Below are 15,439 nucleotides of genomic sequence, written 5' to 3'. Positions count from 1 at the left end.
ATGTACCCTATCGCAAACGAGTTAAAAGTGGGTAACAATCTACTGGATAGTTACCTGCCTGTGCGCAATAAGAACAACGATATTAGCTGGCAGTTCGTCACCGGGTTGGCCCTTAGCTACGCTCTGAAACGCAAAATCGAAGCCTACGATCCTAGCCAATTCCGTGAAGATTGTAAAACACATATGCAGGAGATGCTTGATGAGCCTGCATTCTGGTCGGTGCTAGAACGGATGTATTTTTCTAGCAAGGATATTTTCCGTGTATCACCTCTTTTTTTACTGTTTCACGCTCAGTTTGTGGGTGAAAAAATAAGTGGTGGTTCAACGGCAGATAAACGACTTGGCACGCTGTTTGCCAATTTGATGGGAGATTTCAGTCTTCGTTATCCCATACACGACAGACTGAACTTCATCGAGCAGCAAATGCTGAATAAGCTCAATGGAAAAATAAAGCTGTTGGATAAAGGACCGTTTGCAGAAGAGCAACCGTATCTTCCGTATATGGTCGCGTGTTTTCAGTCCGATCTGGCGTTTTTGGCGGAGCACCCACAATACCTTTTACAAGAACTGACCAACACCCTACGTTTGTACGCCTTTAGCTGGTGCGCTCAACTGGCGCTCAATCTGGACAACTGGCAGGACGGCGAACCACAAAGCAAATCACTGTTTTTTATTCTTGATAGCGAAAAAGCCAGCTCCGAACGGGAAAAGGTGAAACGTTATGGCTATAAGCTGTTCGCCAGCCAGAGCGAAAAACTGTTCCCTATTCTTTCCGCGCTGGAAGTGTTGCAGGTAAAAGGGGAGAAAAAACGCCCTCTCTGGCAGGTATATAAGGATTGTTTGAATTATTCGGATCCCCCAAATCAAGTTTTAGATGAAATTAATGATTACATACAGAAATTTATTAGTAAGGAAGAACGAGATCTTCCTGTTCGTGACCGCGCAAAAAACCTGGAAAGTGCTTTCAAACAGCTATTATCCGTTGCCGTAGAGCAATTCCAGGATAAAAAAACTAACCGTGCGGATATAAATAAGAATTACATTAAGGAGCTGGAAAGCCAGATTTGCACTGACTTCATTCAGGTCCGTGGTCGGGCAGGGAAAGTGCTGGTGCTGAATCAGGATCGTCTTCTGTTACTGACTAATCTCACTGTGGGCAAAAATGACAAACTCCGCCTGCATGAATTGCTGCGTGGTTTTGAACAGCGCGGTTTTTATCTGGACAACCAGTCGGCGCAAACGCTGGTGGCGTTTTATGAACGCATGGGAAATGTAGAGCGAATGAGTGATAGTGGAGACGCCGTGTATGTCCGTAAAACAGTATGAAACCTATCTGGCAAAAACCTTTATCGAATGGGTAGGTGGCATTATTCAGCCCGGCGAGCGCTACCAGTTCAAATCTCCCGATCCGGATAATGCCCTAAAACTTTGGGAAGCATTCGTCTCTCTGGCGGACGGCAATCAGTTGGAAATTGCGCCAGGGCAATATATCGATTGCCTCCCCTGTAATAGTGTTCAGCTTATTCCTGTACTGCAAGGAGCCGAGGCTCCAGCATTCACAGAAAACTACATTTCTCATTTGCGCGATGAAGTTGCAGGGCGCAGCGGCGTTTTTGCCCAAACAGCGCTGTTGATTATTCACAACAGTATGCTCGATACCCTGATTAACAGCACGAAAGACGTGGCTGCACCGGATGCTATCTGGTATCCACAAACCTTCAGTCATCAACTGGAAAAGCTCATTACCACAGATAGTAAACGTTCGGAATTATCCCACTGTTTGCTGGAGGATCAACTGGCGACGGTACTTGATGAAGGCGCGACCGTGTTTGGTTTCTCGTCGCTGTATCGCTTGCTGGATGATGGCAATCTGGATTTCTCCGAGCTTCATCTGTTTAAAGATGATGAACTACTGAACTATAGCCAGAAGCAGCTACGCACCCGACTGAATGAAAACCGAAAATTATATCGCCAGATAGAAGATAGTATTGAACGCTACAGTGGACAGCTGGAGAATGTGCTTCCTGAGTTTAGTTCAAAATTCATTCAGGAGCATTTTTACGATAAAGATGACTGGCGTGAGCTCGATTTCTCCGATTACAGGAAAGAGAAAGAACAGAATAGTGAACAAAAACTTGTGCTGGAGAACGTCTCCGTCGAAAACGGCGAGATTTGGCAACGGGCGAAAAGCGCTAGTAAGGCAGGCAAACGTGACATCAGCCTGCTGGTGCAGGTGCAGCCCGGGCAATCAAAGGCTGAGCTGGAGTTCAGTTTTCAGGGTAATGATCTTCAGGATAACCAGATAAAGATTGCCCATAATCGTCAGTTAAAGAATGCACCTTTCTGGCGCACCAGCCGGGCGGGGGGCAAAACTTCCCGCATTATGGCGTCGGTGCCTTTTGATGGGCATCCCTGCTTCTTTAGTCTCGAACTGACCAACCGCAATAATTCAGCCGAAGAGTATAAATTTCGCCTGTTATTGGTCGAGCAGGGACAATTCTGGCTAAATGATATTCAGCACTGCTACCGCATTGAGCCCGGTAAAGAACAAATAACCCTGCAACTCGAAGATAACACGCTGCGTATTGCCGAGTCTGGCAACCTGACCTGTACGTTGAATGACAAGAGCGAAGACATAGACTGCCAGCATTATGCTCAGGTTAATTTTGATACGCTGGCAAATCAAAGTGACCTGGTTCAGTTTGCGATCGTTTCTGCCGATTCCCGTGTGTCGTTTAACATAGAGGGACCAGGAGCAGAAGAAGGGCTAACGCTGCCACTGCTTTTTGACCAAAGTCGTTTCAACAAATTGTTTAAGGAAGAGGGCAATGCAACCTGGAACCGACTAAAAGGGCGCATCATAATCGATAATACTGAACACAAGGTCGTCGGTGTACGCCAGCAGTTGTTGATAATGGAAGCCTCATTAATTGAGCAGCGTCTGCTGGGTACGGGAAGTGACGATAGCGAGTTTATGCTGGATGAACTTCTTGCTAGCTACCCCGATCTCCATAACGCTTATGAGCAGTTATTTGCCTACTATCATCGTCGTAACACCCTGCCGAGTCTGGTGTCGTGGTCAGCGGAATATCGCGCACTGGTTAGCAACATTGTTACTACATTTGAACAGTCACTCCAGCAAATAGGCCTGAGCAGAGCGCTGACAGCGCATGAGAAACGTCTTCTGCATCTTGGGATCTGCCGCAATGATAGCCATGAACGCCTCTCTCCGCTGCATCCTCTGGTGCTGGCCTACCATCTACAACTGGCAGAAACTATCGTTGCGGAGTCGGAACAGCACGATTCGGCATCATTTGCCACACTACCGCCGATCACTCTTGATCGCTTGATGGTTTCCGGGTTAGTGCCGTTTGTTTATCACAGTGAGCATGAATACGCGCAACTACAGCCGGTGGATGAAAACCGCTTCTGGATTGATGTGGTTCCCCAGCGACAGGTCAGCCATGACTACGTTAAACGTCTGGTAAAAGACAAACTTAATGAGTTCACGGACGCTTACGCCCGGTTGTTCCAGAGCTCTGAAAACAGTGCGTTGATTATCAATGCCATTAATCAAGGGAACGCCAAAGAACTGTTTCTGGGATTAGTAGAATATTTTAAGCAAAAAAAAGAGAAGGCTATTTCGGTTCATGTGAACTGCTACGATGAACGTTTGCAACCCAATATGTTCGATCACTTTGCAGAAAGTGGAAGCTATGAGCAGCTTAAAAACGATCTCGATCTGAACAGCGGCGTATGGCGTGCGGAAGCCGATATGCTGATTGATCTGCTGCGTAGCCGGTTAACGTTCAGCAAGTTTGTCCTGCCGTCAGAAAGCGACAAGCTGGCCTATGCACATCTGGCATTTTTCACCAATACAGCACCTGTGGATTGCCGCCAGATCCGCATTGAAGATGCGTCCAGTGGGGTATTGTGTCATGGGTTGATTGCTGGGGAAGGTGCCGAGACGCAGGGGGATGCTTACTTTACCGCGTTTGGACTGCGTGATGTGGATACTGAGTCCTACAGCGCCCTACGTCTTGCCCGACTAATCGGCTGCCTGTGGCAACCTGCACGTCAAAGCAACAGCCAGTATCATGGACAAGGAATCGGCTTGGCTGTGAGCGGTAATTTTAAACAGCTGCTCAATTACTCCTACAATAGCGCGCTCTGGACCACCATTATTGATCCAAAAGTTACTCTCGACTTTTTCACCAGTCAGAAAGATGTGGTGCTTATCCACTATTCTGACCAGTACACCAGTTGCGCAGGCTACGATGCTGTAACCGTCACGAAGCAGGTTGATTTGTTCCTGCGGTTGCTTCAGACCGGAAGCCAGTCAGGGCAATCTGCTGTTGATAGTCAGCATCTGCTGGCTGAATTTAACGCCTTTAATGGCGAATGGCTGCTGAAAATGCTGCGCTCCAATGAAAGAGAGCGTAAAGAGAAGCACGGCATTATAGGTGCGTACAAATTTGTGCAATCTATGTTGCACCAGTCCGACATTTGCTGGATTCCGTTATCGGTGGCCGAAATGATCCGTGTGTCCGGCAATGTCGGGCTGAAAATGAAAGAGAGCGATTTATCGAGAAATTTACAGGGTTATCGTAACGGCGCGATCTCTGACGATGTGCTCTTTGTGGGTTTCAAAGAAAACCGCCTCTATCTGTTACCGCTGGAAGTTAAAACCGGGGCGCGGCCTGACTACAGCTATGCAGGCCAACAGGCTCGCGAGCTGAAACGTTATTTACAGCAGGACATTTTGGAACCACAAACGCTGGCATCACAATTGTACCGGGCGCTCTTTATTCGTCAGGTGTTGATGCAGGTTGAGAAATTGCGTCTTTACGGTGTGCTGGACAGCAACAAACTGGCTCCCTTGCAGGATAGGCGCGAATGGTGGTTAACGGGCGACTATGAGTTAGGTGAGTTGGCGGACTATGCGGACGGCTTCGTCGTGGCGCATGTAGACAGCGCAACCTGCTTCGATCTCTCTTATAAAGAGACAGCGGAGAATATCTTACAGATCGAAATCCCTTATTCACTGCTGCCTTCGTTGATTGCTGCGCAAGGGGATGAACCACCGTTGGCGGAACGTTACAAGGTGCCGGAAAAATACCGGCTTAAGCCAGAGTGTGATGTCAGTCCGTCACAATCCGAAGTCGTGGTAAAAGTCACAACGCCGACTGCTGAACAGTTCATTTCGGAACCTGAGTCGGAGTCGTTACAGCCTGCTGTACCGGTGGTGACACCTGATTTTAGCGATACTCCATTACAGATCCTGTTTGGTCATGATGCTGCGCGTCAGAGCCCATTACATTGGGAGCCAACCAACACCGCGAAGTTCATGAATACCAATACCGGTATTATTGGCACGATGGGCACCGGTAAAACCCAGTTTACTAAATCGCTGGTCACACAGTTGATGCGTAATCAGTCCTGTAACGTTGATGGTAAACCTATAGGTTTGCTAATCTTCGACTACAAATCAGACTATGTGGATGAGGCTTTTCTTGATGCTACGGGCGCGAAAAAGTACAAGTTATTTAAGCTGCCTTATAACCCATTATCTCTGTTTGGCGACACACCAATGCTACCAATCCACACCGCTGGTGGATTATCAGAAACGATGGCGAAAGCCTATGGCCTGGGCCATAAGCAGCAGCTTAAATTAGAAAATCTGATTTTAGAATGCTACGAAGCTGCGGGGATTTCACCAGAGGACTCAACAACATGGTCAAGAACCGCGCCAACAATTGAAGATGTATGGCAGCGCTTCCTTGATCAGGAAAAGGTTGAAGAAGATTCGCTTTACGCAGCGCTTTCTAAGCTGGCGCGTTACAAGATATTCGAAACCATCCCGGATCAGATGACTAGCTTGTACGAATTGATTGATGGCGTCACCGTGATTGAACTGGCTGGCTACCCGCCAGAAGTACAAAACCTTGTGGTAGCACTTACGTTAGATCTTTTTTATGCACAGATGCAAAAGCGCGGTAAGCCAGTGGTGCGAGGGGATTATCGTCAACTCACCAAAATGATTCTGGTGGATGAAGCCGATAACTTTATGCGCCAGGATTTCTCCAGCCTGCGTAAGATCCTTAAAGAAGGCCGTGAGTATGGTGTTGGTGCGATCCTGTCAACGCAGGAGATCACACACTTTAAGACCGGGGAAAATAATTATGCTTCCTATATCTTAACATGGGTGATCCATCGTGTTTCTGAGATTAGGAATGCGGATATTAAGGCGGTATTCAACATCGATGATAAAGGTGAGCAGGAGTCTTTGATGGGGCAGATTCGGCAGCTTGAGAAGCATTTTAGCCTGTATGTTGATGGGGAAAAAAAGGTGAGGAAAATGCGCGATAAAGCATTTTGGGAGTTGAGTGGAAATGAGTGATTCAACACCTCAAAATATCTGCACGCTTTTTAGCGAGCTTGGGCGTAGACTGAAATTGGTATTCAGTAATCATTACTTTTTGGGGTTTTTTATTTTAATTGTAGTGGTTATAGGTAGTATAAGTATTTGGTTTACTGCTGTTTTTAACAATTCACCGGGAAGACTTGACCGATTGATAGTAAACATGAATACGCTTAATTTTCTCGCGTTTTCTGCTCCGCTATTAGCTACTACTATTTTTGAAAAGACAGTCAATATTATTATAAATCACAAAGAAGTCGATGGTAATAATATTGCAGTGCTTCGTTGGCTACTGTTAGGTACAGTGGTTACAATTTTAGCTATTATCATACTGTATAGTGTTGGCTCCAGTAATGGGATTTATTTTTCATGGTGTTCATTATTTGCATGGATTATATCTTTAATGTATTGGGCTGTTGCTAACATCGAGAACCCTAGTTACTCAATGAATGCTGATTCAAAGTCTGCATCTGGTGGTGCTGACGTTGGTTCAGCTAGTTCTTTGAATAGGTGATAAAAATGCCATTTTATGAAGGTCAAACCATAAAAGTTAAACAGCCTTTTGGCGACTTTTATATAATTTCTATTCCGGCTAAATTATTAGTTCAAGTTTGTTATTCTTTTGCAGCTAGATATGGTGACGATGTCTTGTCGGGAGTGCAACGAGGAATTAATGAAAATAGAGTCAAAGCGATAGCGCAATTCTGTGCGACAAGTGATGCAATGTTTCCAACGTCAGTAATTCTATCGGTCAACCTTGATGAGAATGGAGTCAACCTTGATGAGAATGGAGAGTCACCATTACATCCTTGGTATATTAATGATGATTCTAAATTAGTTATCCCAACTTCAGATGAGATTGCATCCATTGTAGATGGTCAGCATAGAATTGAAGGACTTAAAAAAGCATTAGAGAAAAATGAATTATCTGCTGACTTTGATATTGTTTGTGCCATTTACTTCGAATTACCAGCACCAAAGCAAGCTGAAGTTTTCGCAACAATTAATTTTAATCAACAGAAAGTTGATAAAAGTTTAGCTTATCAGTTGTTTGGCTACGATTTGGATTCTGTTGAAAGCAAATATTGGTCCCCTGATACACTCGCTATTTATTTAACTAGGTTGCTAGACAAAGAAGATGATTCCCCATTTAAAGGACATGTCGATTTTGGAATGAAAAAAATGGACTTGGCTATTCAAGAGGAAGAGGAAGAGGAGGAAGATTCTTTTGATAAATGGTATGTATCTACATCAACTATGGTGCAGGGTATTTCATCATTGATAACTACTAATCCGTCTAAGGATAGATATTATTTGCATAAAAAGAGAATAATAAGAAGGAGTCGTGAAGTTCTGAATGATATAGAAATTAAAATAACCCCACCATTAAGGGGTTATTATATGGAGAATAAAGATGGTCTGGTTTATGATTTAGTGAGGGATTATTTCACTTGCTGTGATGAAATGTTCTGGAGACGAAGGGATATTTCATTTATGAGAAAAACAATAGGTATTCAAGCCTTGTTTGATTTCTTGAAATATGTTCTTAATTATATAAATAAACATGGTCAAGAAATTTCATCTGACCAGGTTGAGTTATATTTGAAAAGAATTGATCCTGATAAGCTAATTGGTTTTAATATTAACTATTCAGGGGTGGGTCGTACCCAAATTAGAGATTTTTTAAAATCTGAATGCGGTATTAATTAAGCTTGGCAAGAGTAAGACGTAATAAATGCCACTCTTCGAATTAAATTAGAAGAGTGGCACTTTGCCTCAACTAAACGCTATTAGAGAAATCTTTTAAATTGCGATAATTTCTTAGCGCTGCAATTCCATCTTCAACATGCGCCGCCCAAGCCTTAATCATATCTTTCTGCGTCATTTCCGGATAAAGCATCTTCAACACCAATTCCGTCGCCTGCAATGTCTCTCCCAGCCACGTAATTTTATCCAGCGCCAACGCACCATCCAATTTCCTATCATCATTCTCCGGCGAATAACGAAATTCACTCTCCACCGAGCGGAAAAAAGCCAGCCGGGCGGCAATATTCGGCGTGATCCCGGTATACCCTTTCAATTTTTTAAGCTGCTCTTCAGTTTGACGACTAAGCACCATTCGATTCGGGAGCATCAGATAGCTTCCTTAGTTAATTCCCAGAAATAGCCAGGTTTTAGCGCCGATGATTTTGTATGCGCATTAAACACAATCTCATAAGCATGAGAGATGTCATCACGCAATTGATCGACAAAATAACGCTCATCCACTTCCGTATCTGTAGACAGCAACACTACCTGATGACTAGCAAACGGGAAGTAATGGTTAATCAGTTTATCTCTATGTTGAGAGTCTAAACGGCCCAGTGGTGTATCAATGATCACTGGCAAATCACGACCAGAGGTTTTCGCCAGAGCTTCAAGTATTGCAATTGCATAGATCTGCTTTTCTCCAGCGGAAAGAAGCTTACGATTTATCACAGTGCCTTTTTCATCGATTAATTCCACATCAAATGTTTCAGGGTTGATATGAGCGTTTAGCTGTAAATCCTCTTTACGCGCTAATTTACGATAAGCATCGCCAAAATTAACCGACAGCGTTTTCACCCTGGCTTTTGTTAGAAGTTCACTATATCGATCAAGCAGGTTTATCGTTTCCTGCGCATTATTGAACGCGCTATCAGAGTTATGCTGATTACGAGCTTGGTCATGTGTCTTTTGTATCTGGCGAGCGCATTCAAGCTGCTGTTGTTTAGTTTGCTTTGCTTCTTCCAGAAGCGAGCGATACTCCTGCCGTTTAGTTTCGCGTTGCCGGTCAAGCTCTCGTAGTTTTTCAAAAATATCCATTAGCTGATCATCTTCCGGCGCACGCGCGATGTTTGCTGCCGCTTGCTCTAGTTGCTCTTCAACCTCTGCTAATTGGATACGATAGAGATCAAAGCGTTCCCAGGATTTTTTACTGTCCTGCTCGATGGACTGTTCAATCATCCCAGCTTCCCGTTCCGAGATGTCAAACAATAACTCCCCTTTAGGTTTACTAGCGAGGAAGTCTTTTAGATTATCTTCAATCGCTTCGGCAGCAATAAGACCTGTAGTACCTGAACGGAATGAGATATCATTTTTTAGCTGTACGAGAAATTGATTCAATTCTTTTTCAAAACTGCTCGCTTGCTTGATTTGCATCTCTTTATTTACTTGTTCCAACAAAAGGCCCAATGTTTTTGGTGCTAAAGCATAGGGTAATGAGCCATCGCACTCATGGCGCAAGGCTTTTTCAAGGCGCTCTTTTTCCTTTAAAAGCGTATCAACTTTTTGTTTTTCTTGTGTTTTAGTCTGAGCGAAAGCACCACCTTCTGCATTGAGCAGGGATTCATAACGCATAATTTCTTTCGTCAGCAAGTCGATGCGCATTTTCGCAAAGTCAGCTTTTTCTAAAATCTGCTCTGCCAAAAAAGAAAACGTTTTAGCCTGTTCTTCAAGCTCAGAAAGCTTTTGCTGTTTGGAAACCTCTAACTGGCTTGATTGTTGACGCTTGACAAATATCATCAAATCATTTCGAAGTTTCGAAATGAGATCTAATCCTAATAAGCGTCTAACCGCTGTGCGTAGAATATTTCCTGAATCGTCTTCAGCAAGTTCTGCAATTTTTTCGCCATCAAAGAAAAACAAATCGGCAATTCCATGTGGAATTAATTCATTCAGGAACCCCTGGCACTGATCATAATCCAGCTCGCTCAGAGATTGGCCGTCTTGCTGAAGTGATAGCTGATCTTTTTTACCTTTTTTCCACGTACGCGTAACAGTAAATTCAGCTTCATAACCGCCTTTGTTATAAGTAAAGCTGAGCTCGATAGATGCTTCACCTGGATTTTCGCCCGCAGTTGAACCGTTATGAATTAACGCACTAAGCTCTTCAACATATTCTTGCTGTTGGGTTGAAGTACCAAACGCAAGTCTACCGTATAAGGCAATTCGGATAGCCGACAGAATTGATGTTTTTCCAGCGCCGTTTAGTCCACCAAATAAAACTATCGGGCGCGGATTAGAATTGTTTTGGCGCTTTCTGGGCGCCAATTCAATGACGTGCTCACCTCTGAAGACTCTGAAGTTATGCAAAACCAGCTGTTTAATTAACATGTTCTTTTTCCTCACTGGTAAGCAAAGACGAGTCACTTACTTCGGTGATTCTTCGCTGCAATATCTGGAGTTCGGCTTCTAACTGAGCGACTTCGCCCTGATGTATATCCCGATCGTTTCGTTTCTGTAATGCTTCTTGTTGCAGCTTAATTTCTTCAAGACTGCCCCAATCCTGTCTCAGGATGGTGCCTAACTTTTCAAAGATCCCCTGACGTCGGCTCAGGCCTTCCATTGATACTTCCAGTTCAATTAACTTCATGACCATTTCAGGTTCAACATCAAACCCTTGAGATATCTGCATTAGCAAGTCAGCATCACTGGCATCAAATCTTGACTGGTCGTCTACAACCCAATCTAAATCTTTTTGATAGACCTCCCGATAGATACCCGGCAGGGCATCATTCCAATCGGGCTCATTCGGATCTTTTAACCATTCCTGCCGAATAGCATGTAGTTCAGGTTCAGTGATAAGCGTGATGGTGTGACCCTGAGCATTCATATCTCGTTCAATTTCTAGCAAATCTTTCAACCATTGCTGGCGGTATTTCATCCAGTAAGGCCCTGGAACATGCTTACGTTCAGCGCTTATTTCTTCGCCGTCTTTAGCGTATTGATAGCTGACTTTGCCGCTACGGCGCTTATAGTTGCGGTAAGTATCTTTATTCACTGGATCGGTGGTGAACGCTAGAAGATCGCGATATTTCAGTAACGGGGACATCCAGACTTCACCATTCTGGATCAGGCTTTCCATCGCTTTATCTTTTGTAACCACGGTACAAGTCCAGCATCCAAAGCGTGAACTACCGCAAGATGGCGTACTGTCATCGATAACAAGCGGACATTCGCCTTGCGCTGAAGAGTCCATGTACAGTGTCCACAAGGGACGGTTGTTACCACCCCATGGGTTTTCCCACTCATCAACATCATCTGGAGAATAACGGAATGCACCTCTGAGTAATTTCCAGACGTCTTCAGTGTCCCAGGTATCGATAGGGGTATAGATAAAAGCATTTGCAAGAGTGGTATGCCGCGCCAGCCGCGTACCATCAATTTTGTGCTTAGCAATAACCTGAGCACGGGATGCGCTTTCGCTACTACGCGAACCAAGCACAACGATGACCTCATCAAACTGGCTTACTTTATCTTTGATAAAATCGCTTACTGGGTTGATTTTCATGCGTTCAGTACACCAGCGGAAACTACGGGTAGGGGCCGGATAGCCTTTACCTAGCAGATTGACCCAGAAGGTTTCGTGAGTCTTAGGCATGACAGCATGTTGAGTGATTGGAAGCCCAGCGCGTTTAGCTCCGGCTTCAATTCGTTGCATGGTCTTCTTGATCAAATCCACTACGACTGGTGTCTCTACCAATGTGTCGGACGAAACAAGAAACACGTCTTTCTGCCGCATAGCGGGCGGTAGCCCCAGTAGTGCGAGGTATACCAAAGTAATGACAGCGCTGGAATCTTTACCCCCGCTGTAACCAATCACCCATGGACGCTTATCAGCACAATAGATACGCTGTACTTCAGATACGTATTCTGCCAGGGGCCGCCCGGCAAAATATTCCTGGTTGATGAAATCTTCATAATCGGCCAGATCGTGGGCCTGAATCAGTTTACTCATGAGATAACCATTTGAGCTTCTAGCTCTTGTTCTTCACTTGAAAGGGGGAGCGATAAGGCGATTTTAAGAGCATTGCAGGTAAGCTGAATAGATACTGTCGTCTTACTGAGTTTACCATGTTGCATCGCACGTTTGGTTAGCTCTGGGCTGCTTTTACGCCAGTCGAACTCTCTAAGAGCACAAATTATTTTCTTCCAGGAATCAGGGTGTTCTGAGAGCAAGCAGTGACCCAGTAAACCCAGAGCCTGAAGTCCTATGCCGTGTGCATGGACATACTCCTGCCGAAGTTGAGCTGGAGAAACTTCTTTTTTTGCTGCTAATTGCCAGTCTGGCATGACCTGAAATATCGCTTGCCAATAGAGAGCCGCAAGGTCAGAGCACTGCTCAACGTCATTAGCTTTTGGTTCTTTCCCCAGCAGAGAACGCGTAGCTTGCTTGATGCTACTCAAAGTGAACAGTTTGTTTGAAAACTTACTGATGCTGGATTTTTCCATTTCAGTCAGTCCGATAAAAGGCTCGATATTCATAGCCAGATACCGTGAAAGATTCGAACTGATATCCCTATGGTCATAGAGCGTCGCAAGAGAAGGGCTTGGTCTGATGGCGTATTTGTTCAAATCAGCAAACATTTGCTGACTGCGTTTAAGTCCTTCATCGACAAAGAATAAGACAGGAATATTGTCTTGTCCTAACTCTGGTCTTGCATCCAGTGCGTCTTCTATCGCTTTCCTGCGATGCTGCCCGTCATTGATTAAAATTTGTGCTTCCATGGGCACGCGCAAAGTCCCTAAGTTATTGGATCCCGAATACTCATCGAATTGCACATCAACTGCAATGGAAGCAGTTAGTGCAGAGAAGACATAATCATCTGGATTTTCAAGTAAGTAGCGAACCATTTCAGGTATGCGTGCTTTGTTTAACGTCCTTTGTGCGCGCAACTCAGGAGGTACTTCATTTTCGTCAAAACTAAAAATTTTGGGGATTATGCGCATAGGGCAGGTAGCGATATAAAAGGGTCGGCCTGCCTGGATTCCTCTGACTGCGGGGAAAGAGTAGCAATAGTCAGTGTCAAAATTCGCCATAGAGCAGTTACCTGGAAGTAATATTTATTTTACGTAAAAATAAACGTTTTATAGGCTGATGTCATCCTTTTTTACGTAGGTTATATGTTTTTTTCTGGTTTGCAATATGTGATTAAACTGCTTTATTACAACACGTTACCTGAATATCTAAATCGCAAGCTCCAGGTTTTGGGAGCATTTTACATGCTTATTCAGGCATCTAATCCAGCCTATTCTTAACGCTGTTTTCTCTTGTCCTCACGAGAATTGCAAACTCAAACCAAGCTCAACCCAAACTCAAAAAAACACTCACCATCAGTAACTTTACCTGCCCTCCCAGCCCCATCCAATCCACTAATTCCTTACCGAAACAACACAGCTTTACCCATCGAACTAATCAGCGCCTGAGCAAATCACTACCGGCTCCATGCTAAACTGGCTAAACATTCCCCCAATATGAACTCTTATAAATGAGGTTATACCTGCATTGAGTCTCCTGAGCGGACGGAATCCACTAAACGGGAAATTATTGTTGCGATGCCGGTCTCTGCCGCTGGTCATCGTGCTGCTGCTGACAGGATGCGCCCGTTCTGACGCACTTTGGACGGTCACGCATGACCTCTGCATGAATAACTATCACTACCGTCGCGATCCGGCTCCCTGCCAGCAAATCTATCTGCCGCAGGACAGCACACAGGGCTACAGCATCATCCAGAATCCTCGCCACAGGCTGCACTTTATTCTGGTACCGACGATGGCGATGTCCGGCATTGAGAGCATTGCGCTGTCGCGCCCCGGACGTGCTGACTATTTCGGTTACGCCTGGCTAATGCGCTATCGTCTGATGGCGGCCTATGGGGCTGAAGTGCCTGAGGATCGGCTCGGCATGGCGCTGAATTCCGCTTATGGCCGCAGCCAGAATCAACTGCATATTCATCTGACCTGCCTGCGGGAGGATGTCTATCGACAGCTTCAGGCTGAGCGCCCCTATATTCATAATGACTGGCGGCCCTTGCCTGACCGTTTGCTGAACCACACCTATTATGCCCGTCGCGTTATGCAGCCGACTGCGATGGGGATCTATCCTGTCTCCTCCGTGGCGCGCCATTTCCGTCTGTCGCCACCGCAGCTGGCGGAGTCTGGCGTGGCGCTCATCCCGACGACATTCTCGGGAGAGAAAGGGTTTATCCTGCTCACCACCCGGCGCGGCTGGGATAAGGGCAATCGGGCGTCAGTTGAGTCGCTACTGGATAAACGCTGCGCTATTCTTTCAACGCCGCCCGCTGACGTTTCAGCTGCGCAGTAACTAAACCTCATCACCCTGAATTTTCCACCAACCCAACCACAATGCTGTAACCCAATCTTCTCCCAGCACGAACCCGGCTGAAGAGGACGATTACCCGCGCAGAAAAGCCAGCTTATGGCTCACGCCGTAACAAAGGAACAGTGCCCCCACGCTGTCAGTGGCATCCCGTAACGCACACGTTATAAAACCCCGCTCTATAAACGGAGTCATCGACAGTGGAAAACTTCTGGTAGAATGCCGATAAAATGAAACAGTGTTTCATTTATTGAAAATCATCGGAGGGAATATGTCCAAAAATGCAGCATTACTCCTGGCCACAGGATTTGAAGAAGCAGAAGCGTTTATTACTCTCGATATACTCAGCCGGCTGGGCATCACCGTCACCACCGTTGCCTGTCAGCCTCAGCGCGAGATCGTCAGCTACCACGGTGCCGTCATTAAAGCAGATAAGCTGATTGAAGAATTACAGGACGCACATTTATTCGATGCGCTGATCATGCCAGGCGGGCCTGAAGGTTCTAAGAATCTGGCCGCCAGCTCTGCTGTTACTGCCTTAATTCAGCGACATGATGACGCCGGCATGTTGATTGCCCCTATCTGCTCTGCCGCCGCCCGGGTGCTGGGTGGCAATAAACTTCTGAAAGGCCGTCGCTATACCTGTTCAGGCGAGCTGGGGCTGGAGGTCAAAGATGGCGAGTATGTAATGGAGGATGTGGTGGAGGATGGCAATCTGCTCAGTGGCCGGGGGCTGGGTGTCGCCTTCGATTTTGCATTAACGCTTGCTGAACGTCTCACCGGTAATAAAGGCGCGGTCGATTTCCAGGCTGAACATATCTATTACCGTCCGTGGCTGAACAGGTCGCCTTGCTAAACGCTCCTGGATTTCAGTCAGC

At 45.5% G+C, this 15,439-nt stretch carries 10 protein-coding genes; 6 read left to right on the top strand and 4 right to left on the bottom strand.

What is annotated here, in order from left to right:
* Genes dptG through ACR8BF_RS16455 form a run of 4 tightly spaced genes read left to right on the top strand, consistent with a single transcriptional unit; the run spans window position 1 to window position 8,131 of the window.
* Window positions 1-1,326, top strand: coding sequence for a DNA phosphorothioation-dependent restriction protein DptG (dptG, locus tag ACR8BF_RS16470; RefSeq protein ID WP_434745297.1), 1,326 nt, complete (start codon window positions 1-3; stop codon window positions 1,324-1,326).
* Window positions 1,307-6,400 (top strand): DNA phosphorothioation-dependent restriction protein DptH, encoded by a 5,094-nt coding sequence (gene dptH / locus ACR8BF_RS16465; RefSeq protein ID WP_434745296.1) that lies wholly within the window; start codon window positions 1,307-1,309, stop codon window positions 6,398-6,400. The genes dptG and dptH overlap by 20 nt, the downstream gene beginning before the upstream one ends.
* On the top strand, window positions 6,393-6,935 hold the full coding sequence (locus ACR8BF_RS16460) for a hypothetical protein (protein ID WP_434745295.1): 543 nt from the start codon (window positions 6,393-6,395) through the stop codon (window positions 6,933-6,935). Before dptH ends, ACR8BF_RS16460 begins: the two co-directional genes overlap by 8 nt.
* A 5-nt stretch (window positions 6,936-6,940) precedes the next feature.
* A complete protein-coding gene (locus ACR8BF_RS16455) occupies window positions 6,941-8,131 on the top strand; it encodes a DGQHR domain-containing protein (protein ID WP_434745294.1) in 1,191 nt (396 codons plus the stop codon).
* A 70-nt stretch (window positions 8,132-8,201) separates the two neighbouring features.
* Here the strand turns inward: ACR8BF_RS16455 and dndE are convergent, their stop codons facing one another.
* From dndE to dndB, 4 genes are read right to left on the bottom strand one after another with little or no spacing between them, the layout of a single operon-like run.
* A complete protein-coding gene (gene dndE, locus ACR8BF_RS16450) occupies window positions 8,202-8,555 on the bottom strand; it encodes a DNA sulfur modification protein DndE (protein ID WP_434745293.1) in 354 nt (117 codons plus the stop codon).
* Window positions 8,555-10,555: a DNA sulfur modification protein DndD gene (gene dndD / locus ACR8BF_RS16445; RefSeq protein ID WP_434745292.1), complete on the bottom strand. Its 2,001-nt coding sequence runs from the start codon at window positions 10,553-10,555 to the stop codon at window positions 8,555-8,557. The genes dndE and dndD overlap by 1 nt, the downstream gene beginning before the upstream one ends.
* The gene (gene dndC / locus ACR8BF_RS16440; RefSeq protein WP_434745291.1) at window positions 10,545-12,179 is read right to left on the bottom strand and encodes a DNA phosphorothioation system sulfurtransferase DndC; all 1,635 of its coding nucleotides are present in this window, start codon (window positions 12,177-12,179) and stop codon (window positions 10,545-10,547) included. Before dndC ends, dndD begins: the two co-directional genes overlap by 11 nt.
* Window positions 12,176-13,261 (bottom strand): DNA sulfur modification protein DndB, encoded by a 1,086-nt coding sequence (gene dndB, locus ACR8BF_RS16435; RefSeq protein WP_434745290.1) that lies wholly within the window; start codon window positions 13,259-13,261, stop codon window positions 12,176-12,178. Before dndB ends, dndC begins: the two co-directional genes overlap by 4 nt.
* Before the next feature lie 466 nt (window positions 13,262-13,727).
* Here dndB and ACR8BF_RS16430 point away from each other — a divergent pair, with 466 nt between their 5' ends.
* Together ACR8BF_RS16430 and ACR8BF_RS16425 are read left to right on the top strand one after the other, a co-directional pair.
* A complete protein-coding gene (locus ACR8BF_RS16430) occupies window positions 13,728-14,546 on the top strand; it encodes a CDP-diacylglycerol diphosphatase (protein WP_434745289.1) in 819 nt (272 codons plus the stop codon).
* A 286-nt stretch (window positions 14,547-14,832) separates the two neighbouring features.
* Window positions 14,833-15,417 (top strand): DJ-1/PfpI family protein, encoded by a 585-nt coding sequence (locus tag ACR8BF_RS16425; RefSeq protein WP_434745288.1) that lies wholly within the window; start codon window positions 14,833-14,835, stop codon window positions 15,415-15,417.
* Window positions 15,418-15,439: the final 22 nt, after the last annotated feature.

Source organism: Candidatus Pantoea rara, assembly GCF_051136265.1.
Taxonomy (GTDB): domain Bacteria; phylum Pseudomonadota; class Gammaproteobacteria; order Enterobacterales; family Enterobacteriaceae; genus Pantoea; species Pantoea rara.
The sequence above is the reverse complement of the archived record's forward strand: the minus strand, read 5'-3'. Positions and strand labels throughout refer to the sequence as shown.